Genomic DNA, 26,087 nt, shown 5'->3' with positions numbered 1-26,087 from the left:
AGTTAAACTAATCATCAGTGGGGATGGTCCCCCACTGATTAGAGTTTCACTTTATTGTACCTAATTATTGAAAGAAGAAAAACCTATATTAGGGATTACTATAAATTTAATTGCTCCTATGTATTCTGTCATACGATATAATAGAATTATTCATACTTATGAATAATTCTCCCCATGTTTAACTGCGTATAATGCGGCTTGCGTACGATCGTCCACTTCCAATTTAGCTAAAACGTTTGAAACGTGTGTTTTCACAGTTTGTTCTGTAATATAAAGTTCTGCTGCAATCTCCTTGTTGCTTCTTCCTTTCGCAATTTCGCGAAGTACCTCTTGCTCTCTTTTCGTTAACATTGAAAAAGGATTTTCTATTTCCTTCTTTACTGCGGAACGCCCTATTAATGCAGGTGTTACTTTCGGGTGAAAATTCGCATTTCCTTGATATACTGCAATAATAGAAGCGACAAGTTGTTCAGGTTGTACTTCTTTTAATTGATAACCATCTGCTCCAGCTTCAAGTGCTGGTATAACATAATCTTGCTCTGAAAAACTACTTAATATAAGTACCTTTATCGTCTCATCGTATTGCTTTAGACGTTTTGTTGCCTCAATTCCATCCATTTTCGGCATCGATACATCCATTAGTACGACATCCGGTTTTTCTTTTTGCACGAAATGTAATGCCTCTTCGCCATTTTCCGCTTCCCCAATAATTTCAAATTCTTCTCTCGTTTTCAAAAAGAATACAAGTCCTCTTCGAACGATATGATGATCCTCAACTAGTAGCAGTTTAATCTTCAACCTTATTCTCCCCTTCAAATCGGCAATTGAATTTCTATTTTTGTACCCTTTTTCAGCTCTGTTGTAATTTGAAACGATCCCTTCATTAACTGAATACGTTCCTTCATACTTTTCAGACCAAGTGCTGATTCCCTTACTTGTTCTTGTATAAATCCTATTCCATTGTCTTCTATGTAAAAATGTAACTGGTTATTTTCTATTTTTAAAAGAACATGTACCTTTTCACACGAAGCATGCTTTTTACAATTATGTAACGCCTCTTGGCTAATACGCCATAAAACTTCTTCTATTTCATCCCCAATTAAAACCATCCCATCAATTCGAACTTCCACTTGAACTCCTAATAACTTCCCGTAATTTTGAATTGCTTCTGCTAATCCTTTCTCTAATCCTTCAGGTCTTAATTGCCAAATTAATAGCGTCATCTCTTGTAATGCTTCTTGTGATAATTCTCCAATATAACTTAACATCTCTTGCAATTCTCTATCTTGCGTCATATTCAGAGTACCTTTCGCTGTTAGCATAATAGAAAATAACAATTGTTTTACTGAATCATGTAAATCACGTGCAAGTCGATTTCTTTCCGCTACCACTACATATTTACGTTCTTTCTCAACTAATTGAATACGTTGTATTGTCGTTCCAATTTGAAATGCAATTGATTCTAATAACGCTAACTCTTCCTCTGAAAAATGAGTCTTGTGAGGTGCAGCCACATTTAGTAGACCAAATTTTTCCAATCCAGACCTAAGCGGAATTGTCGCATGATGTGTAACATCTTCTGTCTCTCCCCAATTACATTCAATTGCATCTTCTATTCGCTTACATTCAATAATATTAGTCGCTTTTTCCAATCTCCCATTCACAAAACGTTCTACACACCAACAGTTTCCTTCACACATCGGCTTCTTCTCTTGCCACGTAAGAGCCTCTGGTAAATTTTCGTCTACAAGCATGCTGTGCTTTCCATTTTCATCAATAAAGAATATCCACCCTGTTTGTAAATTCATAACTTGTAACAATGTATGCAACACTTTTTCTAACATATCCTGTAAGTTTGTTGCTTCATTTAATAATTCAGCAATTTCTTTTAATGCTTCTAAACGATGCATCTCTTTTTCTTCAAAGCTCATTCTCATCACCAACTACAATTATAACATTAAGAAATTTCTAAATTCTATAAATAAAAAAAGAACCGAATTCCTTCAGCCCTTTCTTTATATCAATCATTTTATTATTGTTATTCTATCCAATGTTGGAAGCAAAATTTTTGTTAACAAATGATTCTACTTTAGCTGTCCGATAAAGATTGTCCACCATGGATATGCTGTAAGCCTTCAGTAGTAACAACCATATTCGCTGCTGGCATTTGCACTTGATTTTTATGGAACATAGACATTAATTCAAATCTTACTTGTCTAGAAGTTTCAAAATAATCTTCTGGCTTTATTAAACCTGTAATACAAAATTCATACCCAACATATTTCAAGTTAGGATTTAAGTCTGTAACACCGACGTATTTAAATGGTTCAACAGCCTCATCCTCTACTCTATAAAGAGTTTGATTCAATTTTTCATTGCATATAACACATACTTCTTCTAATAATTCCTTCACTCTTGTTGGATCTTCCTGATAACTTACCGTGATGCGTTCAATTACACGCATCCATCCTTTATTAAAATTTTGTATCGTTCTAATCTCTCCGTGCGGGATGGTAAGTAGTTTTCCTGACCATTCACGAATTTGCATAAAACGAATACTAATCTCTTCAATAGTTCCTGAATTTGTTCCGTTAAAAGTTACAAAATCACCAACCCGAAACTCTTTGTCCGCTAATCTTGCAAAGCCTAATATAACATCTTTTAGCATCTGTTGTGCAGCAAAACCGATGACAACTCCAGCTATCCCTGCACCTGCAATAATACTTTTTATATCTACAAATTGGCTAATTAAATATATGATAAGACTGATGATAATGATATATCTAAAAATAGATCGAATTACACTTTGAATCGTCTGCTCTACCTCTTCATCAAAAAAGCTTGATTTCCTAAAAAACCAATCAATAATACGGTTTATTACAAAAGAAATAATGATTAAAACTAAAGCAAATAGTAAAAATCTTAAAAGTAAAAACTCTCTTACATAATTAAAAAATTCTTCAGTATGCGTTAATAAGCTCATTTAACCACTTCCTTACTAATTAAAAAATTCGTAATCGCCTAAGTTTGTTCTAGAAAAATCTATTATCCTAATCTTAAATGCCACTACCCTTACTATGTATTTTGACTCTATTACTAATTCACTTTAAACAGTATGTCTAGGTGTTCTTTTTCCTTTCCCTTTAAATATACCCTTTTTAATAATCTAAAGGGAGCTAATAGTGATTTTTTTAATATTACAACTTTATTCTACTCATTAAGATTTCAATTAATTTATTAACTAAGTACAAAAAAGAGCTGAAATCATCAGCTCTTTTATTCGATGTTAATTGTTGTCTTACTGTTTTTTTCTTCTTTCAATTTTGGTAATTCTATTGTCAGTACGCCATCTTTATAATTTGCTCTAACATTTTCTGCCTCAACTTGTTTAAAACTAAAGCGTCGAGTTACAGAACCTATAGAACGTTCTTTACGAATATATGTGCCATTCTCATTTTTTTCTTCTACTTCATTATGGTTAGTTGCTTGAATCGTTAATACATCTTGTTCAAAATCAACTTGAATGTTTTCTTTTTGAAAACCTGGTAAATCTGCTTTCACAGTATATTTATCAGATTGCTCATGAACATCTACTTTAAAAGTATCCATGTTCAGTGGCTTAAAGAAAGCATCTGTCATCCCTTCTAATAAAGAAGGCCCAAAATCAAAAATACCATTTTGACGTTTTGTTATCTCTGGAAATAAATTACGCATATTTTTTCCTCCTTATTATTTATGAATGAAAGATTATCTCTTTCTGCCTTTATTATAACACTTGGTCAAAAAAGGTCAAAGATTTTGTTTGACCTTTTTTGATGTATATTTTACCAAATAACACAAATAAGTTATATGTCATCTCTCCCCTTATAAAGAGGAATATATTTACATAATAACGAATAGTTTATTTGCTCTTATTTTTTCTTACGGAGGTTACATACAATGGGATATATTGAAGAACTTAGAAAAGTTGTCGGATCAAGACCACTCAATTTATTAGGCGTTGCGGTAGCTGTTTTCAATGAACAAGGACAAATAAAAGAGACCTTTTTAAAGGCCTTTTTTTTATTTCACTTCTGCATGTAAACAAGATTTAAAATGTCCAAGTGCAAATTCATGTCCTTGCGCATTAAAAGATGCAACTGCCTTTTCATAAACAACAATTTTAAACCCTTTATTATACGCATCTACTGCTGTATGAAGAACACAAATATCAGTACATACCCCTACAAGATGAACCTCTTCAATTCCTCTTTCTCTTAGCTTCATCTCTAAATCCGTTCCAGCAAATGCACTATACCGTGTTTTATCCATGTAATATACATTCTCTGCATTTTTATATGTTTCGTACACATCTTGTAATTCACCAAACAAATCTCTTCCACTTGTACCAGCTATATTATGAGACGGGAATAACTTTGATTCTGGATGATATACATCATTTTCTTCATGTTTATCAATAGCAAAGACAACGTAATCTCCATTTTCAATATATTGCTTCGTTATATGTACAATTTCCTTCTCAATTTCCTGTCCTGGTTTTCCGCAAGTTAAAGCACCTTTTTTCGCTACAAAATCATATGTATAATCAATATTAATAAGAGCTCGTTTCATAACCACCATCTCTCCTTCTTCTGTTTCACAGTAAACAATAGAAAATTTGTTATTACGACATCATGTGTACTATTCGACATTTTAAATGAAATACCTACATTTTTCTTCTGAAACTTACCTTAGTCCGAGTTTATCATATAATAGATAAACAATGGTAAAACAAATAGCTCCTATTAACAAGTCATGAATTTGATAATTGAGCGTAGCTTGAATCATCTCTTGTATCGTAAACCAAATTACTGCCATCATTAGGCTAATCAAAATGATACGAATACACCGATTCACATCTTCAACCTCTTTCTCTGTCATAGTAGTAACAAGTGATTACTTCCTATTTAATCGTATTAGAAAATGAAATAAGTTATTCACTCTTGCACACTCTAGTCCAAACAAAAAAGCACACTACTTTTTGAGTAATGTACTTTTTATTCATATTAAGACGCTGGTTTTGTCTCAAATGTTGCTTGATTAAAACTAATAACCTTTCCTTTCGGGTCATTGTTTTCATACTGAACTGCAGTAATTGTATGACTACCTGTTTCCAGCGTTTTTTCTTTTAACTGCACTGTTGTCTGCGTTGTACTAGTTACTTGATGTTTATCCGTATACATTTGATCTACAAATACGAATGTTTCTTTATCACTTTGAAAATTAGAAAGTTCTAATTCAACTTGCTGAATTAACGTATCCTTTTTGATGAATACAGTCGGTATATTGCCGTTTTCTGAAGTACCATCTGGAGTAATAACTTTTACTTTCCCTTCTCCAATTGACATTGCTCCTTCAGGAAATTCAACCATATTCTCATCACTTGCGTTTACAACTTGTTCTTCCTGTTTTGATTGCGCGTCCTCTTTTTCCTGTGGAGCACCGCAACCAACTAATAACAATACAGACAATCCAGTGATTATGAATTTTTTCAAAATTCATCCCCCCTGTAACTTCATTATAATTTATTATACAAAAATAACTTTTAAATTTTGAGACTACTTTCAACACTTTCATGAACAAATAGAATCTTGCTCACGATTAATGTATCATACTTTCCTTAATAGAACATTAATTTTTTTTATGAAATAAATAGTAATTTCCTCTTATCTATCATTTTAGCCCAACATATGAATTACATACCCTCAAAAATAAAAAGACATTGTTAGTTCAATGTCTTTTCTATACAGCAATTAAAAAACAAACGTTGTAATCTCATCTACTTCTTTTCTTGGAAGTTTCTTCGGTTTATCTTTCGGAAATCCGAGTGAAATAACCATATTTATTTGTTTTTCAAGCTCAATTTGTAAATATTGGCGCAGTTCATCTTGAGCTAGCAATACTGGCCCTGTCATTGGACAAGTACCAAGCCCCTTTGCATGTGCAGCTAACATTAAGTTTTGTGCCGCTAAACAACTACTCTTAATGCCTTCTTCTTCCCAAACTGAATTTGGAACAAAAGCAATTGGATCAAATATCTTTTCACGGAACTTTGATTCATATGGTGTTGCCAAACATACGATTAATACTGGTGCCTCCGAGAAAGCTGTTGCATATGGTCCGAAAGAACGTGTAAGTAATTTCCCTGCTTTCTCTTCTCCATTTTCTGCTGCTTTTGCCGCAAGTTTATGTAATGCATCCCATGTCATTTGTTCAATTTCTTTAATCTTCTCTCGATTCATGATAACTAAGAATTCCCACGTTTGTGAATTGGTATCACTCGGTGCGTAACGAGCACAATCAATTATTTCTTTTATATCATTAGTAGATACTTCTTGATCTGTAAACTTTCTAACACTTCGTCTTCCGTGAATTACTTCTTTAAAATTTTCATAATTCATATATTAAATCCCCTTTTTACAGCGTTTTCAAAACTTGTCCTATGCTTGAATTATATCATGAAAAAAAGCCGGAAGAATACCAGCTTTTTTCTTCATGATTAATTTGTCACTTTAAACAAACGAATACTCTCTTCGTATGCAGCTTGTAGTTTTTTCGTAATTGGTCCTCTTTCACCAGCCTCGAACTGTTCATCACCAATTTGAACGACTGGGAATATTTCAAGTGGCGTCGCTGTAAAGAAGCACTCCTCAGCGTCATATACTTCTTGTAATGAAAACTCTCGTTCCTCTACATCGATATGTAACTCTTTCGCTAATGTAATTACGTAGTGACGTGTAATACCATGTAAAATGAAATGATCCGCTGGATGTGTAATTAACTTATTATTCTTCACGATAAAGAAATTGGAATGACATCCTTCAGTCACAATACCATCTCGTACTAATATTGCTTCTTGATAACCTTGTTCATTTATTTTGTTTTTGATCATGATATTAGGAAGCAAATTTAAAGATTTTATATGGCAAAATTTCCACCTGATGTCCTCTTCTACTGTCACCTTAATCCCTGCCTCCATTGAAGCAACTGGTCTTGGGAACGAAACAAGATTTGCAAAATATGTCGGTTGTAAATCTGATTCATATACATGATTGCGCGGTTGTGCACCTCTTGATATTTGTAAATATACATTCCCATCTTCTTGAAATTGATTTTTTTCAATCATTTGATATAACTCTTCTACTAATTCTTCCTTCGTAAATGGTGGAATTAGTTTTATTTCTGCCATAGAGTTAAAGAATCTTTTCAAATGTAAATCTAATAAATGAGGCTTGCCGTCGTATAGTCTAAATACTTCATAAATCCCATCACCAAATTGGAAGCCTCGCTCTTCTAATGCGACCATCGGCTGTTCTTCCTTCGTATTAATCATTCTCCCATTAAACAAGATCCAATCTTTATGAGTAGCTTTCATTCTTCCCCACTCCTTTATCACATGATTGATTTTATTGTACAACTTATGACACCCTGAAAGAAGGAATTTTCTGTATTTTCACAAACAAAAAATACATCACTTCGTAAAAGTGATGTATTTTATCATTTATTTAAGGAAATATTTTTCAATATCATCTAACATAAGGTTCGCAGCTTTAATACCGCCTGCTGTATTCCAGATTACCTCGTCTACTTGGAATACTTTATTATTTTTAGAAGCCTGTAGTTGCTTAAAGAGTGGATCTTCTATCCATTCCTTTGCTAACGAATTTCCTTCATTATTCTTATCTGCATCTTTATCAGACGTGAAATAGAATAAGTAGTCTCCGTCCATATTTGGAATTTGCTCTTTTGTAATTCCTTTTATCGCAAAATCATCTTTATCTTGTAATGGTGGTCGTTTAAATCCAATATCATTTAAAACAACGCCCGAGAATGAGTTTTTTTGATAAATACGAACGTCACCTGGTACGAAACGAATAATAGAAACTTTAGAATTCAAATTATCGCCTAACTTCTCTTTCATTCCTTCAATACGTTTTTTATAATCATCAAGAGCTTTCTGCCCTTCTTTTTCTTTATTTACAGATTTTGTATAAAGTGTAAAGTTTTCTTTCCAATCACCGCGTAATGTTTCTGCATAAACAGTTGGTGCGATTTCTTTTAGCTGATCATATATTTTTTCATGACGCATTTTATTTCCGATAATTAAATCTGGCTTAAGCTTCATTACAGCCTCTAAATTAATATCACGTTCAGTTCCTACAACTTCCGTGTTTTTTAACTCTTTCGCTATATGAGGATACCATTCATCACCAGCACGTGGTTTCGTAGTCCCCACTGGCGTTACGCCCACAGCTAGGAGAGCCTCTGCGCCTTCATTTGTTAAAACAACAACTTTTTTAGGTGTACCATTTACTATCGTTTCACCCATTGCATGCTTTATCGTATATGAATCTTTTGCTTTCGCTGATATATTATTTTCTTTTTTCTCTTCTTTACTACATCCTGCAATTACAACCATGAGTATCGTAATGCAGAACATAATTAGTTTTTTAGTATGTATCATATGTCCTCCCTAGATGAAATCGATTATCATTAACAATTAAAGATTAATGGATGTTACATACATTGTCAATGTATATCAGAAAACTTTTTTAATATATACTATTTAGATTCTATCCGCTTTTCTAATGTTTCTTTTTAAAACATAGTGCATAAGTATGAAAATAAATGTTGTTATTAAAATGCGTATTCTTGTTATACATAACAAGAATACGCATCCATATTGCATTATCATTTTAATTCCTAATATTGAGTATATTTAATATATGCTGGGTCATTATATACCCACTGATTTCCACCAAGGTTTAACCAACCATTTTCATTTATATATACTAAATAAGATTCTGGAGAATTTAATTTGCGGATAACTGCAGATGTAGTTGATGGACCACTTCTTAAATTTACATTCATCCCTTGTATATATGCAACCCCAATCGGGCTTCCATCACTGTTGCTTGTCTTTACAAAATTAATGTAAGAAGGATCATTATACACCCATTGTCCATTCCCCAAATCTAGCCATCCGTTACTTTCCTGATATACAACGTAAGATTCTGGAGAATTTAATTGACGAATAACTGAGGAAGAAGTTGATGGACCATTTCTTAAATTTACATTTTTCCCAAGAATATAAGCGATTCCCTTCGTTTGAGGTGTCGGTTGTGGATTTGGATTTACTCCAAAAATAGCTGCTATTCCATTTGCATACGCTTGACTTAGATCTTCAATAAATTGTGGATTTTTTAATAAATTTGCATCAAACGCTGTATCAATAAAAGCAGTCTCAGTTAAAATTGCATCCATTGTGGTTTCTCTTAATACCGCATAATTTTCTTTTTTTGCTCCTCGATCACGAAGACCGTATTTTGTTAATACAGGATTGACAGCTGTATGCATTTTTTGTTGCTTTGCATATGCAGTGCTGGTATTGGATAACGCATTATAAATATAACTTTCAAAACCTGTACCCCCGCCGCTATTAATATGAAATGAAATAAAATAATCCGCACTGAAAGCATTAGCAATATTAGCACGTTCCGATAAAGAAATAAACACATCACTATCACGTGTCATTTTAATTGTAATTGGGTAATTTACCGTTAAAATGTCTCGAACGCGTCTAGCAATTTGAAGTGTTAAGTTTTTTTCTACTAAACCATTACCAACAGCACCAGAATCATATCCACCGTGCCCTGCGTCTATAACAAGTTTCATTTTATTGCCCCGCCCCTTTCTTGTAATATGTTTGCATTTCTACTCGTCCTATTTTATGTGAAATGTACAAGTTCTGTTACAATTGCAAATAAAAAAACCGCCTTATGTAAGGCGGTTTCTATCATCTTGCTTTAACCAATTTAAAATAAATATATACGATTGATAGTGAACATAACGTATGCAAAATAAAATAAATAAAAGTGCTATTCCAACACCACTATAAAGTAAACCGAACTTTAAAAAAACATTTAAAAGTGGTGGAAAGTTCATTAGATTTTGTAATGTACTAAGCATACAAAACATAATGAAAAAGACAGAGACGTATTGTAATTCATACGGCTTTTTTTTCTTACTCATTCTTTTCCGAATGATTATATGACATAATTCTGCTACTATAAAGCACCCTCCAATTAATACAAGACCAGAAGTCATCGTCATACATCCACCTGCCTTATGTTTATTGTATCGCATAAATAATCATCGTTATATTTTCTTTACATACTCTTCATCTTCTGAAGCAAAACCAAAACTCTCTATGAAAGACTTCGCCTTTTCTGTTAATTTCTCTTGTAGCACTTTTATTTCTTTCACATTTCTTTGTTTCATCATTTCTTCAAATGTAAAATACGTATTTGTACCATAACCGTAACCTTGGTAATCAAAATGAATAATTAGCTGTGATAAAACAGCCTGTTCCTCTTGTACACTATAATCTATTACACCAATATATGTATCATCAACTTTTACACAGTACTGTACCTTTTTCTCACCTAAACTATGCGATTTAAACATTTCTTTAACAACGCTTTCATTTTCTACAGTAACTTTCTCAAACGTAATCATATGTTGTCCATCCTTTTACTATTATTGTATCAATAATACTTCCTATTTATGAAAAAAACCTTAAGACCGTATGCGATCTTAAGGTTTTTCTATTTAAACTAAGCTATACGCACGTTTTGTTTCTTCATGGAACTTATTCGTATCGTATTTATGCTCAACATAAATTTGGTGCCATACCATAAACGCAAGTACAGTCCAAATTTTACGGCTATAATCGCCTTTATCTGCACAATGTGCTTCCAGTAAGTTTAATACATACTGTTTGTCGATTAAATGCTCTGTCTTACTTTCGTTTATAATATTTATAGCCCAATCATGCATTTCGTCTTTTAACCAGTGACGAATTGGTACTGGGAATCCAAGTTTTTTACGATCTAATACGTGATCTGGAACGATTCCGCGTGCTGCTTCACGTAAAATAGCTTTCGTAGTTCCGTTAGCAATCTTAAATTCAGTTGGAATTTTAGATGCAACATCGAATACTTCTTTATCTAAGAACGGTACACGAAGTTCTAATGAGTTTGCCATTGTCATTTTATCAGCTTTTAATAAAATGTCACCGCGTAACCATGTGAACATGTCAATGTACTGCATTTTACTTACATCATCATAATCTTTAATCTCATTATACAATGGTTTCGTGATATCCATATAGTTAACACTTTCATTGTAATACTTCATTAATTCAGCTTTTTCTTCTTCACGGAAGATTTTAGCATTTCCATAGTAACGCTCTTCAATTGGTGTACATCCACGCTCTAGGAAGCTCTTACCTTTAAACCCTTCTTTAAGAGCACCACTTAATGCTTTTAGAACGCTCTTACCTGGGCTAGGAATGTAAGAGAACATTTTTAGTGAGTTTGGCTCACGGTAAATGTTATAACCACCAAATAGCTCGTCTGCGCCTTCACCTGAAAGAACAACTGTTACATGTTTACGTGCTTCTTTCGCAACGAAGTACAATGGTACAGCTGCTGGATCAGCTAAAGGATCATCCATATGCCAAATGATTTTTGGGAACTCATCCATAAATTCTTTCGCTGAAATGAATACGTTATGGTTTTTAACGCCTAATTTCTCAGCAGTTTCTTTCGCAACATCAACTTCACTGAAACCACGTTGCTCAAAACCAACAGAGAATGTTAAAAGATTTGGATTCATTTCTCTTGCGATAGAAGCGATGATAGATGAATCGATACCACCAGATAAGAATGAACCTACTGGTACATCACTACGCATATGCACTTTTACTGAATCATATAACACATCACGAATCGCTTGGATATGCTCCTCTTTCGTTGCACTTGAAGCATTGAAATAAGGTTTCCAGTAGCGATGGATTTCCATCTCTTTACCGATTTCTTTTACGAAATAATGACCAGGCTCGATTTTATTAACATCAATTGTTAACGTTTCTGGCTCTGGACCATATTGGTACGTAAAGTAATGTTGTAGTGACGTTGGATTAACGCCTTTATCTTCCATCACATGCATAATACTTTTCTTCTCAGATGCGAAGAATGTAGTATCACCTTGTTGTGCGATGTATAAAGGTTTAATACCGAAGTGGTCACGTGCACCGAAAAGTTTCTTTTCTTCACGATCCCAAATCATAAATGCAAACATACCACGAAGGTAGTCTACACATTTTTCTTTCATATGTGCATACAATGCAATGATAACTTCTGTATCAGATTGCGTTGCAAACGTTGCACCTTTTTCAAGTAACATTTCACGTAATTCTACATAGTTGTAAATTTCACCATTAAAAATAATTACATATCGATCATTTTCATAAGTTAGCGGCTGATGTCCTGCCTCTAAGTCAATGATACTTAAACGGCGGAAGCCAAATTGTACATGTTCATCACGAAAATATCCTTCGTCATCTGGACCACGGTGGAAAATCATCGTGTTCATATTTTCAAATTGATGTTTTTCTGTTTCTGAAAACTCTCTAGGGTTTTCACATAAACATCCTACAAAACCACACATACTTCTTACCCTCTTTCAGTTTTCATTCTGTCTCTATACTACTATATCAACCCTATTTATACTAGCATAATCAACTGAATATGGCGACCAAAAACTATAAAAAAATCACTCCATTTCACATTTTTAACAATTTTTTATGAAAACATGAAAACTAGGCACTCACCTTTCTCCGCTTTTGTCATATGATATTGCAAATTGATTTCTAGGAGGGAATACCATGAGTGAAGAAAAAAAAGATTCTTCTCGCCCACCGGTTCGTAATTACTTAAAGCAAATTGATGATTTCTTCGAGCAAACACCTCTTCGCAATGTAATCGCTGATTTAAATCATTTTTTCCAAAAAGGAAACCGTTTATTAACATTCCCTGTAGATTTATATGAAGTTGGTGAAGAACTCGTTGTTACAGCTGAACTACCAGGTATACAAAAAGAACAAATTCAAATTGAAATACAAAGTGAATACTTAAAAGTCTCTGTAAAAGAAGAGATACTTGAAGAGGAAGAAGAACAAACATCCCATAACTATTATCGCCGAGAACGTTCCATTTCAGAAGCATCAAGATTGATTAAGTTACCGTATTCAATTAATAAAAAAGCGGCAAAAGCTTCTTATCAAAACGGCGTATTAGAAATTCGAGCGCCGAAACTTCCCCAGCAACATGACATTTTATCCATAGACTAATGCAAAAAAATAAGGGTGCTATGCACCCTTATTTTTAATCCACTAATCGCTTCATATCACGTATAATGTCTTCATATGGCGTATTACTAATGCCACTATACTTTTTCATTACTTTTCCGTTTTGATCAATTAAATAAAATGATGTACCATGTATGACCTGACCGTTCTCCGGCTTATCTACAAGTGATTGGAAATTATCTTTTGAAAACTTTGTAATATCTTCTAACGAATACCCTGTTAATAAATTCCAGTTACTAGTATCCTCTGTAAACTTCTGAATAAAAGCTTTCAGATTTTCTGGCTTATCAAGGTCTGGATCTACACTAAATGAAACAAACTGAACGTCTAATTTCTCTTCTTTTGCCATCTTTTGCAGCTTGGCCATATTTGCAGTCATTGGCGGACAAACTGTCTGACAATTTGTGAACATAAAATCTGCAACCCAAACTTTCCCTTTTAAATCTTTTGTACCGAATTGCTTTCCATCTTGATTTGTAAATTGGAAAGTTTCTAAATCCCAATTTAATGGTTTACGAAGCTTTGAACCTGATTCACTACATCCGGCAAGTACAAAGAGACAAAATACAACCATAAGACCAATTATTTTTTGATAACGCTTCATTTATAAACCTCTTTTCTCTATCCTAAATTTAAATAGGTTATGTTTATAATAACAAAAGTTAACACTACGAGAAAATTGTTTACTACATTTGTTCACGAAATCGTACGATTTTACGCATGTTACTTCTTTATTTCAAGCGAATTACTAGACAAAATATATTTTTTTACTATTATTTCTCTAAATAGAATTGATAAAACTAATTTTATTGTTACTTTTGTAAATACCTCTCCCTATTTTTTAACAATTCCTTAAACATTAATCCATGTTTTACACTGTATTCCTTAACAACATTTCGGTACAATACAAATACAACGATTTTAAATGAGGTGATGTTCATGGCAAAGCGCTATGAAAATATGGATAATGTTAGTACAAAAAAATCAATTCGCTCTTTTTTACGCTGGCGTAAAGAACGAAAGCAAAACAAAAAAGATTTTTCTTTCTTAGTAGAACAATCACCCGTTAAACAAAGTGCATTTTTGCAAAGCAATGTTGAAAAAACGACTGTCACATGGATTGGGCATTCCACTTTTCTTATTCAAACGAATGGACTTAATATATTAACAGATCCAGTATGGGCTAATAAATTAAAGCTAGTTCCAAGACTTACCGAACCTGGACTCTCTATAGAAGAACTACCTAAAATTGATATTGTCCTTATTTCACATGGTCATTATGATCATTTAGATTTTTCAACTCTTCGTCAGTTGAATGATGATGTTCTATATCTTGTACCTATTGGATTAAAAAAATTATTTACTCGTAAGAAATTTAAACATGTAGAAGAGTATAAATGGTGGGAAAGTACGATAATTAACGAAGTTTCTTTTCACTTCGTACCTGCTCAGCACTGGACAAGAAGATTCTTATTTGATATGAATACGTCTCACTGGGGCGGATGGATTATTGATAATGAAACGAATATGGAAACCATATATTTTTGTGGCGACAGTGGCTATTTCCAAGGTTTCAAAGAAATTGGTGAACGCTTTTTAATTGATATTGCTCTTATGCCCATTGGCGCTTATGAACCAGAATGGTTTATGAAAGTATCTCATGTTTCACCTGAAGAGGCCGTGCAAGCTTATTTAGATTTAAACGCTACGCATTTTATACCGATGCATTACGGAGCTTTTGCACTCGCCGATGAAACACCCCGCGAGGCAATAACTAGACTTCGAAATAATTGGAATTTGCGCATGTTACCATGGGAACAACTGCATGTACTCTTTTTAGGCCAAACTTTTATTTATAGTAACGCAACAAATGATAAGCAAATAAACGAAAAAATTGAAACTTTACATGTGTAACGTAATGACTGATTTTCTATATCCAACATATAATATAGAAAATCCTATAGTGAAGGCAAATAATCAAGCTTTTACGGGCAGCCCGCTACCTTACCTCTTTGCTCCAGCTAATTTTGAGGTAGAGAGTTTTACTGTCCGCAAATAGCGGGATAAAGGGTGTTTTCTATGAATGAATATTTACAGACTCGCTATATCATTAGCGGTAGTGCCTGTGTAGCTCTTCTTATTTCTTACTTTCTATTTACATAAAAAAGCTACTTGAAATATATTTTCAAGTAGCTTTTTTATTACTCTGCTAAATACATAAATCCGATTGCGCCCGGACCTGTATGAGTACTAATAATAGGCGTTGTATAGAAAATTTCTGATTGAGCAAATCCACTCACTTTTTCAACCGCCGCTTTCATACTTTCAGCTAAAGGAATTGCTTTCGCATGCGGAATTGCAACAGCTTTTACAACTTTTCCAGCCGTATCTTGCTCAAATAACTTAGCTAATGTTTTTACAATTTGGCCTTGGCTACGAACTTTCGTTACAGGATTATAAACACCGTCTTCAAGACTAGCAATTGGCTTTATATTAAGTAGCGAACCGATAAACGCTTTTCCTTTACCGATACGTCCACCCTTCACTAAGTTTTCTAATGTATCCACTACTACATATAAACGAGTATTCTTTCTTACTTCATCTACACGTTTTAAAATTTCTTCTAGTGAGCGTCCGTCATTTGCCATTTTTGCAGCTTCAATTACTTGATATGCTAAAGCATGTGTAATAAATTGAGAATCAACAACTGTTACTTTTGTATCGGTCATTGATGCAGCGCTATTTGCAGTTGCTACAGTACCGCTCATTCCACTTGTCATATGGATAGAAAGGACTTCGCTTCCATCTTCCCCTAGCTTGTCATACATTTCTACAAATGTACCCATAGCTGGTTGTGATGTTTTTGGTAATTCCTCTGATTTAATCATTTCTTCAATAAATTCGTCAGGTTGTAAATCAACGCGATCTAAATATGTTTGTCCATTTACAGAGATTGATAATGGTAAAACATGAATGTCATATTTTTCGATTACGTCTTGTGATAAATCTGCCGTTGAATCTGTTACAATTTTAATTTTTTGCATACTATACTTCTTCCCTTTCCAATACGCTCTCCTTGTTATTATACTAGTATTCCCATTGCTTTCAACAATTTGGAACGAAATTTCATCAAATTAATTATATTTTCATACCTAAAATGAAAAAGACAGAGTTTACTAACCCTGTCCGTACTTCGTATCATGCATTTTTTTCAAGGGTATTTGTTTTATATACATTTAAATAATCATTCCACTTCAAACATTTTTGTAAATATTCACGGAAAGAATATGAAAATCTTGGGTGTTTTTGTTTTTGAATTTTTGCAATAAATAATTGAAGACGAGACTGAATTAGAAACGATAATGGATGCTGTGCCTGTAGGACAGGGATTTCAAATATTTTAATACAATCCCCTGTTGAATGAGTGAAATAAAAACTTTTCGTAATCACAATATCAATCCTCTTTTTCATTGGATTTTTGAACTTCTACTTTACGCTTGTAACACGTTGTTTAAAGTGGCGACTCCCATGAATACAAAAGTATCCTTAGACAATCTCTGTAGTCCTTATGGTTAGAAGATTTATACTCTATTCATCTCCACCTAATCCATCCCTCATCCTAAATTTCTAATAAGACGAGGACTCGTTATCCGTATATTGCTTAATATATTTAGTATAAACTTATAAAAGCGCAAAGTTTGTCTAAATTTTGGAGATTCTATATTTTTTTTCTTCTCTATATTGTATACGTTTATAGCTAGAGTATAACAAATAAATAAAAAAAGTGCCTTTATAACGAGGCACTTTTCGACTGAATTTCTTCTTCTCTTTTCTTTTTTCGCTTACTAACAATCTTTGATAAAGCAATACTAATTTCATAAATACAAATAAGCGGTACCGCAACTAAACTATGAGATAAAAAATCTGGCGGTGATATACACGACGCAATGATAATCAATGCTACGTAAGCATACCTTCTTATTTTTATTAGAAGTTCCGCCGTCAATAGTCCAATACTCGTTAAAAACATTACTACTACAGGCAATTCAAAAATTACAGCAAATGGAACTGTTAAATTAAGAACAAAATGAAAATACTTTTCTGTCGTAAACATCGTATTAAACATTTCATTACCTATCGTAGTTAAAAAATGAAATAAAAACGGCATTACAACGAAATATCCAAAGCATAAACCTGCAATAAATAATATAGACAATACCGGTATATACATTATTGTCAACTTTTGTTCATTTGGATGTAAACCTGGTTTTACAAATAACCAAATTTGTATAGCAGCAAAAGGAATTGTACAAACGATAGCAAATACTGTAGCAATCGAGAAAAAAATCCACAATACATCACTTGGACCGAGAACAGTTAATTTCATTGGTAAATCTTTTACAAGCCAAAAATAAATATCCTTTGTAAAAGTAAATCCAATAATTAAAAATAGTACAAAGGATAACACCGTATATATTACTCTTTTTCGAAGCTCAACAATATGTTCTACTACGCTCATTTCCCGATCTTCCATCTCGTTCACCACACTTTATTTATCCATTACAAGGAAAATACACTACATTTTTTCTTTCTTTTCCTTTTCTTGAAATGCGTCATCTGTCAATTCTTTCGTTGATTTTTTGAACTCTTTTAACGTTTCCCCTAAAGCCTTCCCGATTTCCGGCAATTTTTTAGGTCCAAATAAAATGAGTACTGCTACTAAAATTAAAATTAACCCTGGAAAGCCAATATTTGAAAACATTTCCCCATCCCCTTTATTAGTAGTTTCCTTGTCCTACTATTACATAATTTTATTTTGTCAAAAAAGTTTGAAAACGTCAACAAATCCATTGTCTTTTGTCAAAAAAATTCAAAAATATAATCAATTATACAAATTTCATTTTCTATTGCTCTTGTGTATGATATGGTAAGGGAAATGACATATTATTTTATCCCGCTTTAACGGGCAGTAAGAACCACCACCTCAAAATTCAATGCAAGCCAAGAAGTTACGTGGGGGCTCAACTGCCCGTAAAAGCCCGATTGGTTCAACTAATAATCAGTGGGGGATGCCCCCCACTGATTAAAGTTTCACTTTATGATAGTAGAAAGGATTTGCATTATGACTGAAAAAATGACACGAATGACCCAATTTGTAAAAGAAGAAATTGCAAATGCAATTACACATGGTATCGGTGCCATTTTAAGCATCCCTGCCTTAATCATATTGATTATTCATGCTTCAAAGCATGGTACCGCATCAGCTGTAGTTGCATTTACTGTTTATGGTGTAAGCATGTTCTTACTGTACTTGTTTTCAACGTTGCTACATAGCATTCATCATCCTAGAGTAGAAAAAGTATTTACTATTTTAGATCATTCAGCCATTTACTTATTAATTGCTGGCACGTATACTCCTTTTCTACTTATTACACTTCGTGGGCCATTAGGATGGACGTTGCTTGCTATTATATGGACACTTGCAATCGGAGGTATCATCTTCAAAATTTTCTTTGTACGTCGCTTTATAAAGGCATCAACTTTATGTTACATCATTATGGGCTGGCTCATAATCGTTGCCATTAAACCACTTTATGAAAATCTAACTGGACATGGTTTTTCACTACTTTTAGCAGGAGGAATTTTATATTCTGTCGGAGCTATATTCTTCCTTTGGGAAAAGCTACCTTTCAACCATGCCATATGGCATCTTTTCGTTTTAGGTGGTAGTGCGATGATGTTCTTCTGTGTACTCTTTTATGTCTTACCTACAGCATAATAAAAAAGGTTTCAGCTTACTATAAGCTGAAACCTTTTTTATTACTTATGTAATTGTGATGCGATAACTTCCTGTGTATGCTTCGTTAATTCTTTAATATCCATATTCGCATAATCTTCAGGTGTAATCGGCTTAGAAATTGTTACTATTGCATGAGCTGGCTTCATACGATTTCCATTCGCTTCAAACATCTTATATGTACCATCTAACGTTACAGGTAAAATTGCTACACCTGACTTTACTGCAAGATGGAAACTACCAGCCTTAAACTCTCCAACTTCCCCACCCTTACTTCTCGTTCCTTCTGGGAAAATTACGATAGAATGTCCATTCTTTAATAGTTCGATTCCATCTTTAATTGCTTTAAGAGATTGACGACGATCGCTACGATCCATAAATACACAATTCATCAGTTCCATCCAAGTTGGTACAACTGGGAACTTTTTAATCTCTGCTTTTGACACGAATCCAATTGGTTTATTTAAGTAACCTAGTAAAACAGGGATATCCATATTACTTTGGTGATTACTTACAACTAGTACCGGCTTGTCTTTCGGAACATTTTCAAGTCCTTTAACTTCTACTGTCCCTCCAGCTACACGTACCATTTTCTTACCAAACCAATTTGTCGTTTTGTACACAGCATTATCTTTTTCTTTTGGCGCCATCATATTTACTTGTCTTTTAAGACGCCACATTCTTGGTGTAATCGCAATTACAATTAAAATTAAATAAAAGATTTTAAAAAACGTTTGAATCATACAGAACCCCCACCTATTATCATTCCGACCTTCATTATACTAGACAAACGAAGGAAAAAGAAGAAAAAAAGTCCAAACAGCAAGTGTTTGGACTTTTTAAGCATTCTATATTAGAAACGTTTTGCTAATTCACGAGCATTAGCAATTGCGGCTTCTTTAATTTCTTGTGCTTTTTCAGGGTTTGCATTCATACCTTCAACTGCAATATATTCAGTATCATTTACACCAACAAATCCTAATACAGTTTTTAAATGATTGCGACCGAAGTCTACAGCTGCGTATGCTCCTTCAGAATATACACCACCTGTTGCTTGAATGTGAAGTGCTTTTTTACCTTCTAATAAGCCGACTGGACCATTTTCAGTATATTTGAATGTTTTACCTGCGATTGCTACGTTATCTAAGTATGCTTTTACTACTGGTGGATAGCTAAAGTTCCACATTGGAGTTACGAATACATAACGATCTGCATTCATAAATGTTTCTAAGTTTGTGTTCATTGCTGCTACTTTTTGTTGTTGAACTTCAGTTAAAGCTTCAAAGCCTTCACCTGCTGCAAATTTACCCCAAGCAGCAAATACATCTGCATCAATTGCTGGTACTGTAGTGTTGAATAAATCAATTGTTACAACTTCGTCTTGTGGATGTTCGTTTTTATAAGCTTCGATGAAAGCTTCCCCTACTGCCATTCCGAAAGAACCTTCTGCTGAATTTGGATTTGCTGTAATAAATAGTACTTTTGTCATTGTATTCTCTCCCTTTTTTCTCTTTATCTTTAATTCAAGATTTATTTTTCGAAAGTTAATAACTTACCTTATGTAAGTATGATACAAAAAGTTTCAATCGATGTCAATAAAAAATAGCTACTTTTTTTTCGTAAGTTAATGATTTATTTTGTTTCTTTAAAATTTAGTATACAGATATTAAGACTTCTCACACAAAAAGGCTATCTCTATAAATTATAGAGATAGTCTTTTATTACATATTATTTTTGAAAAACATGTTTTACTTTTTCAGCTGGAATGTTACTTCCACCTCTACCTTTTACATCTTCAATCATCATTGTAATGACCACATCTGGTGAATTTAAATCAAATGCAGCGAACCAACCTAGTTCTTTTCCTTCGGCCTCTTTTGATACTTTTAATTCCGCTGTACCTGTTTTTCCAGCAAGAGTCATGCCATCAATTTTAGCAATTTTCCCTGTACCATCTGGATCATTAATTACTTTCGTCATTGCAGTTTTTAATATATCCTGATTTCCTTTAGAAATTACATTTTCTTTCCAAGCTTTTGGTTGTTTATCTGTTTTAATAATATACGGTGACGGAATCGCTCCATCATTTACAATTGGCGCATACGTTAAAGCTAAATGAAGAGGAGTCATTAATACTTGTCCTTGTCCATATCCTGTATCTGCCATTTGAATATCATTTTTAATACCGTCATTTGCAATTTTAGAAGCAGGGAATCCATATTCAATTGGTAGTTTCTCATCGAATCCGAATTTTTTTGCTTCACTCATAAACTTGTCTTTTCCGATTTTTAAAGCTTCTTGTGCGAAGTAAATATTATCCGAGTATTTCATCGCCTTATCAAGATCAATCGGATTTGCATCTTTCACACGCGTTACATAGTAATTACCCCAAGAAGAATCTTTTGTCCATTTTAATCCTTCAATTTTCAACTCTTCTTTTGAATCAATCGTTTTCGTTTCAAGACCAATTGCAGCTGTAATAGGTTTAAATACAGAACCTGGTACCGACAATTGTGTAAAGCGATTTGTCATTGGTTTTTTCGGATCATTATTCCACGCTTCGCGTTGTGCCTTTGATGTCCCTCGTGCAATTATATTAGGATCATATGCTGGACTACTTACTAGTGCAATTGTTTCTCCACTTTTCGGATTAATTGCTGCACTTGAACCAGCTTCGCCCTTCATTTCATTATACGTTTTTTCTTGAACAACACTATCAATAGTTAAAGTTACATTTTCTCCATCAACAGCATCTGTTTTTGCCAAGTTTTTAATTTCTTTTCCTTGCGCATCTTCTACAAAGACACGGCCACCTTTTTTACCGCGTAGCTTTTCCTCTAATACTTGCTCTAAACCAGCTTTACCAACTGGATCATCAGCTTGATAGCCTTTCTTTTGTAGCGTTTTTAAATCTTCAGCATTTACCTTTCCAATATAACCAGTCAGATGAGCTGCCGCTTCCCCTAACGGATATGTACGAACATTTACAGGTTTTGTTGAAACACCTGGTAAATCAATGTACGTATTTTGTGTTGCCCCTTCAGGCAAAATTCCAATTGGTACGAGATACCCTGGTTTTACCCATTTAGCAGCTAATTTTTGATCAATTTCTTCTACAGACATATTTAACAACTTCGCTACTGTTTCTTTCGTTTGCGGAGCAGTATCGCCTAACTTTTCAGGAATCAATCCGATTTCAGAAGCTTTCCCATTCGTTGCAAGACCTTTTCCATTACGATCGTATATTTCACCACGTTTTGGCTGTGTTGTCTGCATACGCACTTTACTATCTTTCGTCATGCCAGGGAAAATAAAATCAGGAGTCCAATCTATTTTCCAAGATTCTTTATCTCCATCTTTTTCTTTCACCATTTTTGCTTCATGACCAAATGTAATTTTACCACCAACTGTATCCATGCTTACTTTAAAAGGAACAGGGCCTTCATCTTTTTTATCTTCTTTTACTTCCCCTGTTTCTACCTTTAAGTCTTTCACTTCGATACCAGAATAAATTTTCTCATATTTTTCAGTAAACTCTTTCTTTGAAATATCTTTTTTTGCATTTTTTGATAGTTGATCATACATATCTGCAAATTTTTGTTTATTCCACGCTTTTACATATGTATCAAACACTTCTTGTGGTTTTTCTTCTTTACCACATCCAACTAACATGAATGTTAAGCAAAGAAAAAGAATCCCCCATATCTTTCTCAATCGATTCTCCTCCTCTTTCTATATTAGTACTTTTGAAAATTTTAGCATTTTTACATGCTACCTCTCATTATAGCACTATCGAATCTCATCTATAAACTTATATTGGTGAATATAAATAAAAAGATTGACGTGAATTCTCACATCAATCTTTATTATTATTGTTGTTTCTCATATACATGGTAATAATACGTATACGGGTTTTTTTCATCCGTTAAACCTTTTTCTACAAAAATCTCTTTCCAATTTGTCATATCCATTTCTGGGAAGAATGTATCTCCTTCAAATGCATGATGGATTTTTGTTATATACAACTTGTCTACATAAGGTAAAAAGAGATCGTAAATTTGCGCTCCGCCAAAAATAAAAATCTCTTCTTCATTTTTACATAGTTCGAACACTTCTTCTACAGAATGAACAACTTCACAGCCTTCAACATGATACCCTTCATTACGAGTTACAATAATATTACGTCTTCCAGGCAGTGGTCTACCAATCGCTTCATAGTTCTTTCTTCCCATAACAAGCGGGTGACCCATCGTTGTTTTCTTCACGTATTGTAATTCACTCGGTAAACGCCAAGGTAAATTATTATCTTTACCAATTACTCTATTTTCGTCCATAGCGACCATAAATGAAACAATCATTTTTTCATCTCCTCTACAATTATACTGCAACCGGTGCTTTAATTGCTGGATGCGGATCGTATCCTTCAATCGTTAAATCTTCCATTTCAAAATCGAAAACAGATTTCACATCTGGATTTAATGTAAGTTTCGGGAATGGACGTGGTTCACGTGCCAATTGCTTTTCTACTTGTTCAAAATGATTCGTATAAATGTGTGCATCTCCAATTGTATGAACAAATTCTCCTACTTCAAGATCACATTCATGTGCAATTAAATGTGTTAGTAGTGAATAACTTGCGATGTTAAATGGAATTCCAAGGAATATGTCACCACTTCTTTGATATAGCTGACAAGAAAGTTTTCCGTCCGCTACATAAAATTGGAATAATGTATGACAAGGGGGTAATGCCATATTTGGTACGTCTTCAGGATTCCAAGCAGAAACGATTAAACGACGTGAGTCTGGTGTTTTTTTAATCATTTCAATTACATCTTTTAATTGATCAAGTGTCTCACCAGCTGTCGTTTTCCAAGCACGCCACTGTTTACCGTAAACGTCTCCTAAATAACCATATTTATTTGAGAACTCATCATCTTCTAAAACGTTCTTTTTAAACAATTCCATTTGCTCATCGTACTGTACTTTAAATTCTTCATCTTGTTGTGAGCGAAGACCAAAATCAGTCATGTCAGGACCAGTATACTCATCACTTTCTACCCAGCTCTTAAACGCCCATTCATTCCAAATGTTATTATTATGCTGCAATAAATAGCGAATATTTGTATCACCTTTCATAAACCAAAGCAGTTCACTTGCTACAAGGCGAAACGGTACTCTCTTTGTTGTTAATAAAGGAAAACCTTTACTTAGATCAAAACGCATTTGATATCCAAATACAGATACAGTGCCTGTCCCTGTACGGTCTTCTTTCTTCGTACCATGTTCCATTACATGGCGGCATAAATTTAAGTATTCATTTTCAGCATGTTTCATATGTAGGAAAACCTTCTTTCAATCGTATATGCAATTTATCATAACATGAAAAATGGTAAATTTAATAATCTTAATTAATAAAATTTCTTACATTAATTCTTACAAAATTATTAACTTTCCATATTTTAAAAGGTTTTCATTTTCTATTACCGAAAGTATAGTGCGGTAGAACAAAATTTATATTTGGAGGTTAGAAGTATGTCTAAACTTGGAACGCCTGTTATGACTTCTTTACAAACAACGGTTGAAAAAATGATGAAGGATTTAAATGTTCCTGGTGCTGCTGTCGCTGTTATAAAAGACGGTGACGTTATTATTTCAGAAGGTTTTGGCTATCGTAATATAGTAACAAAAGAGGCTGTTACACCGAATACTCGATTCGCAATCGGTTCCTCAACGAAAGCATTTGGCACACTTTCATTAAGTTTGTTAGCACAGCAAAAAAAGTTTAATTGGGATACCCCTATCCAGTCTTATATACCTAACTTTACTTTATCTGAACTACTTGCTAGCTCACAAGTTACAGGACTGGATTTAGCTTCTCATCGAACTGGAGTGAGTCGTCATGAGGCCCTTTGGTACAGTTCTTCCTTATCTCGAAAAGATCTCGTTGAAAAAATAAAACATTTACCACTTGATGCACCGTTCCGGACTGCATTTCTATATAACAACTTAATGTATGCAACAATTAGCTACATTGTTGAAAACATTACAAATCAAACGTGGGAGCAATACACTACAGAACATATTTTAGAGCCTTTAAATATGAATCAAACAAACTTCTCTGTTACAGATTCACAAACTACAGATGATTATGCTTTACCTTACGTTGAAAATGAAGGTGAAATAAAAGAAGTTCCATTCCATAACATCGATACAGTTGGCGCTGCTGGGTGTATTAATTCTACAATTGAAGATATGGCAAATTGGGTACTTCTCCACTTAAATGAAGGAAAATTTGGAGATCATGAATTAATCTCCTCTGAATTATTACAACAAATGTATACACCACACAATTCAATTCCAGATCAACCGGTTTTATCACTCCCTGAATCTCCATTAAATAGTTACGGTCTTGGTTGGTTTATTAGCGCTTATCGTGGTAAAAAAGTGATTCATCATGGCGGTAATATCGATGGATTTTCAGCGCTTGTTTCATTCATACCAACAGAAAACATAGGCCTTGTCATTTTAACGAATGCTGGAGGAACATTACTTCCTACTTATCTGGCTAATCAAATTTATGACGAACTACTTGAATTAGAATCCATTGATTGGCATAAACGTGCTGTAGAAGATACTAAAAAAATGAAGGAAATGATGAAAGAAGCAACTGAATCCCTCCCTGAACAAATTAAAGGGACTACACCTTCGCACAAGTTAGAGGATTATACTGGTACTTTTGAACATCCTGCATACGGAACATTACAAGTATACAAACGAGATGATTCGTTATATGTACAATTTATGGAAATGGATATTCAATTAGGGCATCATCATTACGACATCTTCTCTGCAAAAGTTGACTTATTCCAAATGAAAATGAGCTTATTATTCGCTTATGAAATGAATGTAAGTGGTGAATTCCCATCCCTTCAGTTATATGTACCAGCTACATTAAGTACTCAGCCGCTTACATTTAAGAAAATTAAATAAGTATTTTGATGGTAAAAAATAAAGGTAGGTGCGAATTACACCTACCTT

General features: G+C 33.7%; 29 protein-coding genes. 5 read left to right on the top strand and 24 right to left on the bottom strand.

Annotated features, from left to right (window positions below; all coding sequences use genetic code 11):
• Positions 1-156: 156 nt before the first annotated feature.
• The 4 genes from casR to ACTFRH_RS07465 form a co-directional block, all read right to left on the bottom strand.
• Positions 157-798, bottom strand: coding sequence for a two-component system response regulator CasR (gene casR, locus ACTFRH_RS07480; protein ID WP_000694627.1), 642 nt, complete (start codon positions 796-798; stop codon positions 157-159).
• A 14-nt stretch (positions 799-812) separates the two neighbouring features.
• The gene (gene casK / locus ACTFRH_RS07475) at positions 813-1,910 is read right to left on the bottom strand and encodes a two-component system sensor histidine kinase CasK (protein ID WP_178379673.1); all 1,098 of its coding nucleotides are present in this window, start codon (positions 1,908-1,910) and stop codon (positions 813-815) included.
• A 179-nt stretch (positions 1,911-2,089) separates the two neighbouring features.
• Positions 2,090-2,983, bottom strand: coding sequence for a mechanosensitive ion channel family protein (locus ACTFRH_RS07470; RefSeq protein WP_000055370.1), 894 nt, complete (start codon positions 2,981-2,983; stop codon positions 2,090-2,092).
• A gap of 293 nt (positions 2,984-3,276) precedes the next feature.
• Positions 3,277-3,714 (bottom strand): Hsp20/alpha crystallin family protein, encoded by a 438-nt coding sequence (locus ACTFRH_RS07465; RefSeq protein WP_001245051.1) that lies wholly within the window; start codon positions 3,712-3,714, stop codon positions 3,277-3,279.
• 225 nt (positions 3,715-3,939) lie between these two features.
• Between ACTFRH_RS07465 and ACTFRH_RS07460 the strand changes: the two genes are divergently transcribed.
• A complete protein-coding gene (locus ACTFRH_RS07460) occupies positions 3,940-4,083 on the top strand; it encodes a hypothetical protein (RefSeq protein WP_002163998.1) in 144 nt (47 codons plus the stop codon).
• On the opposite strand, the gene ACTFRH_RS07455 is transcribed toward ACTFRH_RS07460, so the two are convergent.
• The 10 genes from ACTFRH_RS07455 to asnB form a co-directional block, all read right to left on the bottom strand.
• On the bottom strand, positions 4,063-4,611 hold the full coding sequence (locus ACTFRH_RS07455; protein ID WP_000816794.1) for a cysteine hydrolase family protein: 549 nt from the start codon (positions 4,609-4,611) through the stop codon (positions 4,063-4,065). The genes ACTFRH_RS07460 and ACTFRH_RS07455 overlap by 21 nt on opposite strands.
• A gap of 114 nt (positions 4,612-4,725) precedes the next feature.
• Positions 4,726-4,920 (bottom strand): hypothetical protein, encoded by a 195-nt coding sequence (locus tag ACTFRH_RS07450; RefSeq protein WP_000136532.1) that lies wholly within the window; start codon positions 4,918-4,920, stop codon positions 4,726-4,728.
• A gap of 125 nt (positions 4,921-5,045) precedes the next feature.
• Positions 5,046-5,534, bottom strand: a complete 489-nt coding sequence (locus ACTFRH_RS07445; protein ID WP_000713492.1) for a hypothetical protein — start codon at positions 5,532-5,534, stop codon at positions 5,046-5,048.
• Between the two features lie 258 nt (positions 5,535-5,792).
• Positions 5,793-6,440, bottom strand: a complete 648-nt coding sequence (locus ACTFRH_RS07440; protein ID WP_001105564.1) for a nitroreductase family protein — start codon at positions 6,438-6,440, stop codon at positions 5,793-5,795.
• 98 nt (positions 6,441-6,538) lie between these two features.
• Positions 6,539-7,414: a D-amino-acid transaminase gene (dat, locus tag ACTFRH_RS07435; RefSeq protein WP_000648388.1), complete on the bottom strand. Its 876-nt coding sequence runs from the start codon at positions 7,412-7,414 to the stop codon at positions 6,539-6,541.
• Between the two features lie 126 nt (positions 7,415-7,540).
• The gene (locus tag ACTFRH_RS07430) at positions 7,541-8,503 is read right to left on the bottom strand and encodes an ABC transporter substrate-binding protein (RefSeq protein ID WP_000581997.1); all 963 of its coding nucleotides are present in this window, start codon (positions 8,501-8,503) and stop codon (positions 7,541-7,543) included.
• A gap of 239 nt (positions 8,504-8,742) precedes the next feature.
• Positions 8,743-9,714, bottom strand: coding sequence for an N-acetylmuramoyl-L-alanine amidase (locus ACTFRH_RS07425; RefSeq protein WP_000779899.1), 972 nt, complete (start codon positions 9,712-9,714; stop codon positions 8,743-8,745).
• A 102-nt stretch (positions 9,715-9,816) separates the two neighbouring features.
• Positions 9,817-10,146: a hypothetical protein gene (locus ACTFRH_RS07420; protein ID WP_000200462.1), complete on the bottom strand. Its 330-nt coding sequence runs from the start codon at positions 10,144-10,146 to the stop codon at positions 9,817-9,819.
• Between the two features lie 51 nt (positions 10,147-10,197).
• Positions 10,198-10,557, bottom strand: coding sequence for a GNAT family N-acetyltransferase (locus ACTFRH_RS07415; RefSeq protein ID WP_000627518.1), 360 nt, complete (start codon positions 10,555-10,557; stop codon positions 10,198-10,200).
• Between the two features lie 93 nt (positions 10,558-10,650).
• Complete coding sequence (gene asnB, locus ACTFRH_RS07410; protein WP_000333816.1) at positions 10,651-12,552, bottom strand: asparagine synthase (glutamine-hydrolyzing); 1,902 nt, start codon at positions 12,550-12,552, stop codon at positions 10,651-10,653.
• 217 nt (positions 12,553-12,769) lie between these two features.
• Here asnB and ACTFRH_RS07405 point away from each other — a divergent pair, with 217 nt between their 5' ends.
• The gene (locus tag ACTFRH_RS07405) at positions 12,770-13,234 is read left to right on the top strand and encodes an Hsp20/alpha crystallin family protein (RefSeq protein WP_001288085.1); all 465 of its coding nucleotides are present in this window, start codon (positions 12,770-12,772) and stop codon (positions 13,232-13,234) included.
• A gap of 34 nt (positions 13,235-13,268) precedes the next feature.
• On the opposite strand, the gene ACTFRH_RS07400 is transcribed toward ACTFRH_RS07405, so the two are convergent.
• Complete coding sequence (locus ACTFRH_RS07400; RefSeq protein WP_000833333.1) at positions 13,269-13,856, bottom strand: SCO family protein; 588 nt, start codon at positions 13,854-13,856, stop codon at positions 13,269-13,271.
• A gap of 335 nt (positions 13,857-14,191) precedes the next feature.
• On the opposite strand from ACTFRH_RS07400, the gene ACTFRH_RS07395 reads away from it, so the two are divergent.
• Positions 14,192-15,166: an MBL fold metallo-hydrolase gene (locus ACTFRH_RS07395; protein ID WP_001129635.1), complete on the top strand. Its 975-nt coding sequence runs from the start codon at positions 14,192-14,194 to the stop codon at positions 15,164-15,166.
• 287 nt (positions 15,167-15,453) lie between these two features.
• Here the strand turns inward: ACTFRH_RS07395 and ACTFRH_RS07390 are convergent, their stop codons facing one another.
• The 4 genes from ACTFRH_RS07390 to ACTFRH_RS07375 form a co-directional block, all read right to left on the bottom strand.
• Positions 15,454-16,296 (bottom strand): DegV family protein, encoded by an 843-nt coding sequence (locus ACTFRH_RS07390; RefSeq protein ID WP_001169470.1) that lies wholly within the window; start codon positions 16,294-16,296, stop codon positions 15,454-15,456.
• A gap of 154 nt (positions 16,297-16,450) precedes the next feature.
• Positions 16,451-16,702, bottom strand: coding sequence for a DUF2535 family protein (locus ACTFRH_RS07385; RefSeq protein WP_000629011.1), 252 nt, complete (start codon positions 16,700-16,702; stop codon positions 16,451-16,453).
• Between the two features lie 340 nt (positions 16,703-17,042).
• Positions 17,043-17,786 carry a twin-arginine translocase subunit TatC gene (gene tatC / locus ACTFRH_RS07380; RefSeq protein ID WP_000390118.1) on the bottom strand — a complete coding sequence of 248 codons (744 nt, stop codon included), beginning with the start codon at positions 17,784-17,786 and terminating at the stop codon, positions 17,043-17,045.
• Positions 17,787-17,828: 42 nt separating this feature from the next.
• Positions 17,829-18,014: a twin-arginine translocase TatA/TatE family subunit gene (locus ACTFRH_RS07375; RefSeq protein WP_000492443.1), complete on the bottom strand. Its 186-nt coding sequence runs from the start codon at positions 18,012-18,014 to the stop codon at positions 17,829-17,831.
• A 360-nt stretch (positions 18,015-18,374) separates the two neighbouring features.
• Between ACTFRH_RS07375 and trhA the strand changes: the two genes are divergently transcribed.
• On the top strand, positions 18,375-19,031 hold the full coding sequence (gene trhA / locus ACTFRH_RS07370) for a PAQR family membrane homeostasis protein TrhA (RefSeq protein WP_002163996.1): 657 nt from the start codon (positions 18,375-18,377) through the stop codon (positions 19,029-19,031).
• Positions 19,032-19,072: 41 nt separating this feature from the next.
• Here trhA and ACTFRH_RS07365 read toward each other — a convergent pair whose 3' ends face one another.
• The 5 genes from ACTFRH_RS07365 to ACTFRH_RS07345 form a co-directional block, all read right to left on the bottom strand.
• Complete coding sequence (locus ACTFRH_RS07365) at positions 19,073-19,792, bottom strand: lysophospholipid acyltransferase family protein (protein ID WP_000616574.1); 720 nt, start codon at positions 19,790-19,792, stop codon at positions 19,073-19,075.
• A gap of 110 nt (positions 19,793-19,902) precedes the next feature.
• Positions 19,903-20,538: an FMN-dependent NADH-azoreductase gene (locus ACTFRH_RS07360; RefSeq protein ID WP_000170025.1), complete on the bottom strand. Its 636-nt coding sequence runs from the start codon at positions 20,536-20,538 to the stop codon at positions 19,903-19,905.
• Positions 20,539-20,777: 239 nt separating this feature from the next.
• The gene (pbpC, locus tag ACTFRH_RS07355; RefSeq protein ID WP_001227260.1) at positions 20,778-22,763 is read right to left on the bottom strand and encodes a penicillin-binding protein 3; all 1,986 of its coding nucleotides are present in this window, start codon (positions 22,761-22,763) and stop codon (positions 20,778-20,780) included.
• A 155-nt stretch (positions 22,764-22,918) separates the two neighbouring features.
• Positions 22,919-23,407: a dihydrofolate reductase gene (locus tag ACTFRH_RS07350; RefSeq protein WP_000637212.1), complete on the bottom strand. Its 489-nt coding sequence runs from the start codon at positions 23,405-23,407 to the stop codon at positions 22,919-22,921.
• 19 nt (positions 23,408-23,426) lie between these two features.
• Positions 23,427-24,383 (bottom strand): thymidylate synthase, encoded by a 957-nt coding sequence (locus ACTFRH_RS07345; protein WP_000679606.1) that lies wholly within the window; start codon positions 24,381-24,383, stop codon positions 23,427-23,429.
• 198 nt (positions 24,384-24,581) lie between these two features.
• On the opposite strand from ACTFRH_RS07345, the gene ACTFRH_RS07340 reads away from it, so the two are divergent.
• Complete coding sequence (locus ACTFRH_RS07340; RefSeq protein ID WP_000040029.1) at positions 24,582-26,039, top strand: serine hydrolase; 1,458 nt, start codon at positions 24,582-24,584, stop codon at positions 26,037-26,039.
• Positions 26,040-26,087: the final 48 nt, after the last annotated feature.

Source organism: Bacillus cereus group sp. MYBK216-1 (assembly GCF_051916495.1).
GTDB classification, from domain to species: Bacteria; Bacillota; Bacilli; order Bacillales; family Bacillaceae_G; genus Bacillus_A; species Bacillus_A thuringiensis_K.
This window is presented reverse-complemented; position numbering and strand designations above follow the sequence as displayed.

Excerpts from the sequence above, each read along its gene's own strand:
- casK (WP_178379673.1), bottom strand. The coding sequence starts at position 1,910 with ATGCATCGTTTAGAAGCATTAAAAGAAATTGCTGAATTATTAAATGAA.
- ACTFRH_RS07395 (WP_001129635.1), top strand. The coding sequence starts at position 14,192 with ATGGCAAAGCGCTATGAAAATATGGATAATGTTAGTACAAAAAAATCA.
- ACTFRH_RS07360 (WP_000170025.1), bottom strand. The coding sequence starts at position 20,538 with ATGACAAAAGTACTATTTATTACAGCAAATCCAAATTCAGCAGAAGGT.
- ACTFRH_RS07430 (WP_000581997.1), bottom strand. The coding sequence starts at position 8,503 with ATGATACATACTAAAAAACTAATTATGTTCTGCATTACGATACTCATG.
- trhA (WP_002163996.1), top strand. The coding sequence starts at position 18,375 with ATGACTGAAAAAATGACACGAATGACCCAATTTGTAAAAGAAGAAATT.
- ACTFRH_RS07340 (WP_000040029.1), top strand. The coding sequence starts at position 24,582 with ATGTCTAAACTTGGAACGCCTGTTATGACTTCTTTACAAACAACGGTT.
- ACTFRH_RS07350 (WP_000637212.1), bottom strand. The coding sequence starts at position 23,407 with ATGATTGTTTCATTTATGGTCGCTATGGACGAAAATAGAGTAATTGGT.
- ACTFRH_RS07365 (WP_000616574.1), bottom strand. The coding sequence starts at position 19,792 with ATGATTCAAACGTTTTTTAAAATCTTTTATTTAATTTTAATTGTAATT.
- ACTFRH_RS07415 (WP_000627518.1), bottom strand. The coding sequence starts at position 10,557 with ATGATTACGTTTGAGAAAGTTACTGTAGAAAATGAAAGCGTTGTTAAA.
- ACTFRH_RS07420 (WP_000200462.1), bottom strand. The coding sequence starts at position 10,146 with ATGACTTCTGGTCTTGTATTAATTGGAGGGTGCTTTATAGTAGCAGAA.
- ACTFRH_RS07450 (WP_000136532.1), bottom strand. The coding sequence starts at position 4,920 with ATGACAGAGAAAGAGGTTGAAGATGTGAATCGGTGTATTCGTATCATT.
- asnB (WP_000333816.1), bottom strand. The coding sequence starts at position 12,552 with ATGTGTGGTTTTGTAGGATGTTTATGTGAAAACCCTAGAGAGTTTTCA.
- ACTFRH_RS07460 (WP_002163998.1), top strand. The coding sequence starts at position 3,940 with ATGGGATATATTGAAGAACTTAGAAAAGTTGTCGGATCAAGACCACTC.
- ACTFRH_RS07425 (WP_000779899.1), bottom strand. The coding sequence starts at position 9,714 with ATGAAACTTGTTATAGACGCAGGGCACGGTGGATATGATTCTGGTGCT.
- dat (WP_000648388.1), bottom strand. The coding sequence starts at position 7,414 with ATGAAAGCTACTCATAAAGATTGGATCTTGTTTAATGGGAGAATGATT.
- ACTFRH_RS07390 (WP_001169470.1), bottom strand. The coding sequence starts at position 16,296 with ATGCAAAAAATTAAAATTGTAACAGATTCAACGGCAGATTTATCACAA.
- ACTFRH_RS07345 (WP_000679606.1), bottom strand. The coding sequence starts at position 24,383 with ATGAAACATGCTGAAAATGAATACTTAAATTTATGCCGCCATGTAATG.
- ACTFRH_RS07470 (WP_000055370.1), bottom strand. The coding sequence starts at position 2,983 with ATGAGCTTATTAACGCATACTGAAGAATTTTTTAATTATGTAAGAGAG.
- tatC (WP_000390118.1), bottom strand. The coding sequence starts at position 17,786 with ATGGAAGATCGGGAAATGAGCGTAGTAGAACATATTGTTGAGCTTCGA.
- ACTFRH_RS07405 (WP_001288085.1), top strand. The coding sequence starts at position 12,770 with ATGAGTGAAGAAAAAAAAGATTCTTCTCGCCCACCGGTTCGTAATTAC.
- ACTFRH_RS07440 (WP_001105564.1), bottom strand. The coding sequence starts at position 6,440 with ATGAATTATGAAAATTTTAAAGAAGTAATTCACGGAAGACGAAGTGTT.
- ACTFRH_RS07465 (WP_001245051.1), bottom strand. The coding sequence starts at position 3,714 with ATGCGTAATTTATTTCCAGAGATAACAAAACGTCAAAATGGTATTTTT.
- ACTFRH_RS07400 (WP_000833333.1), bottom strand. The coding sequence starts at position 13,856 with ATGAAGCGTTATCAAAAAATAATTGGTCTTATGGTTGTATTTTGTCTC.
- ACTFRH_RS07375 (WP_000492443.1), bottom strand. The coding sequence starts at position 18,014 with ATGTTTTCAAATATTGGCTTTCCAGGGTTAATTTTAATTTTAGTAGCA.
- ACTFRH_RS07455 (WP_000816794.1), bottom strand. The coding sequence starts at position 4,611 with ATGAAACGAGCTCTTATTAATATTGATTATACATATGATTTTGTAGCG.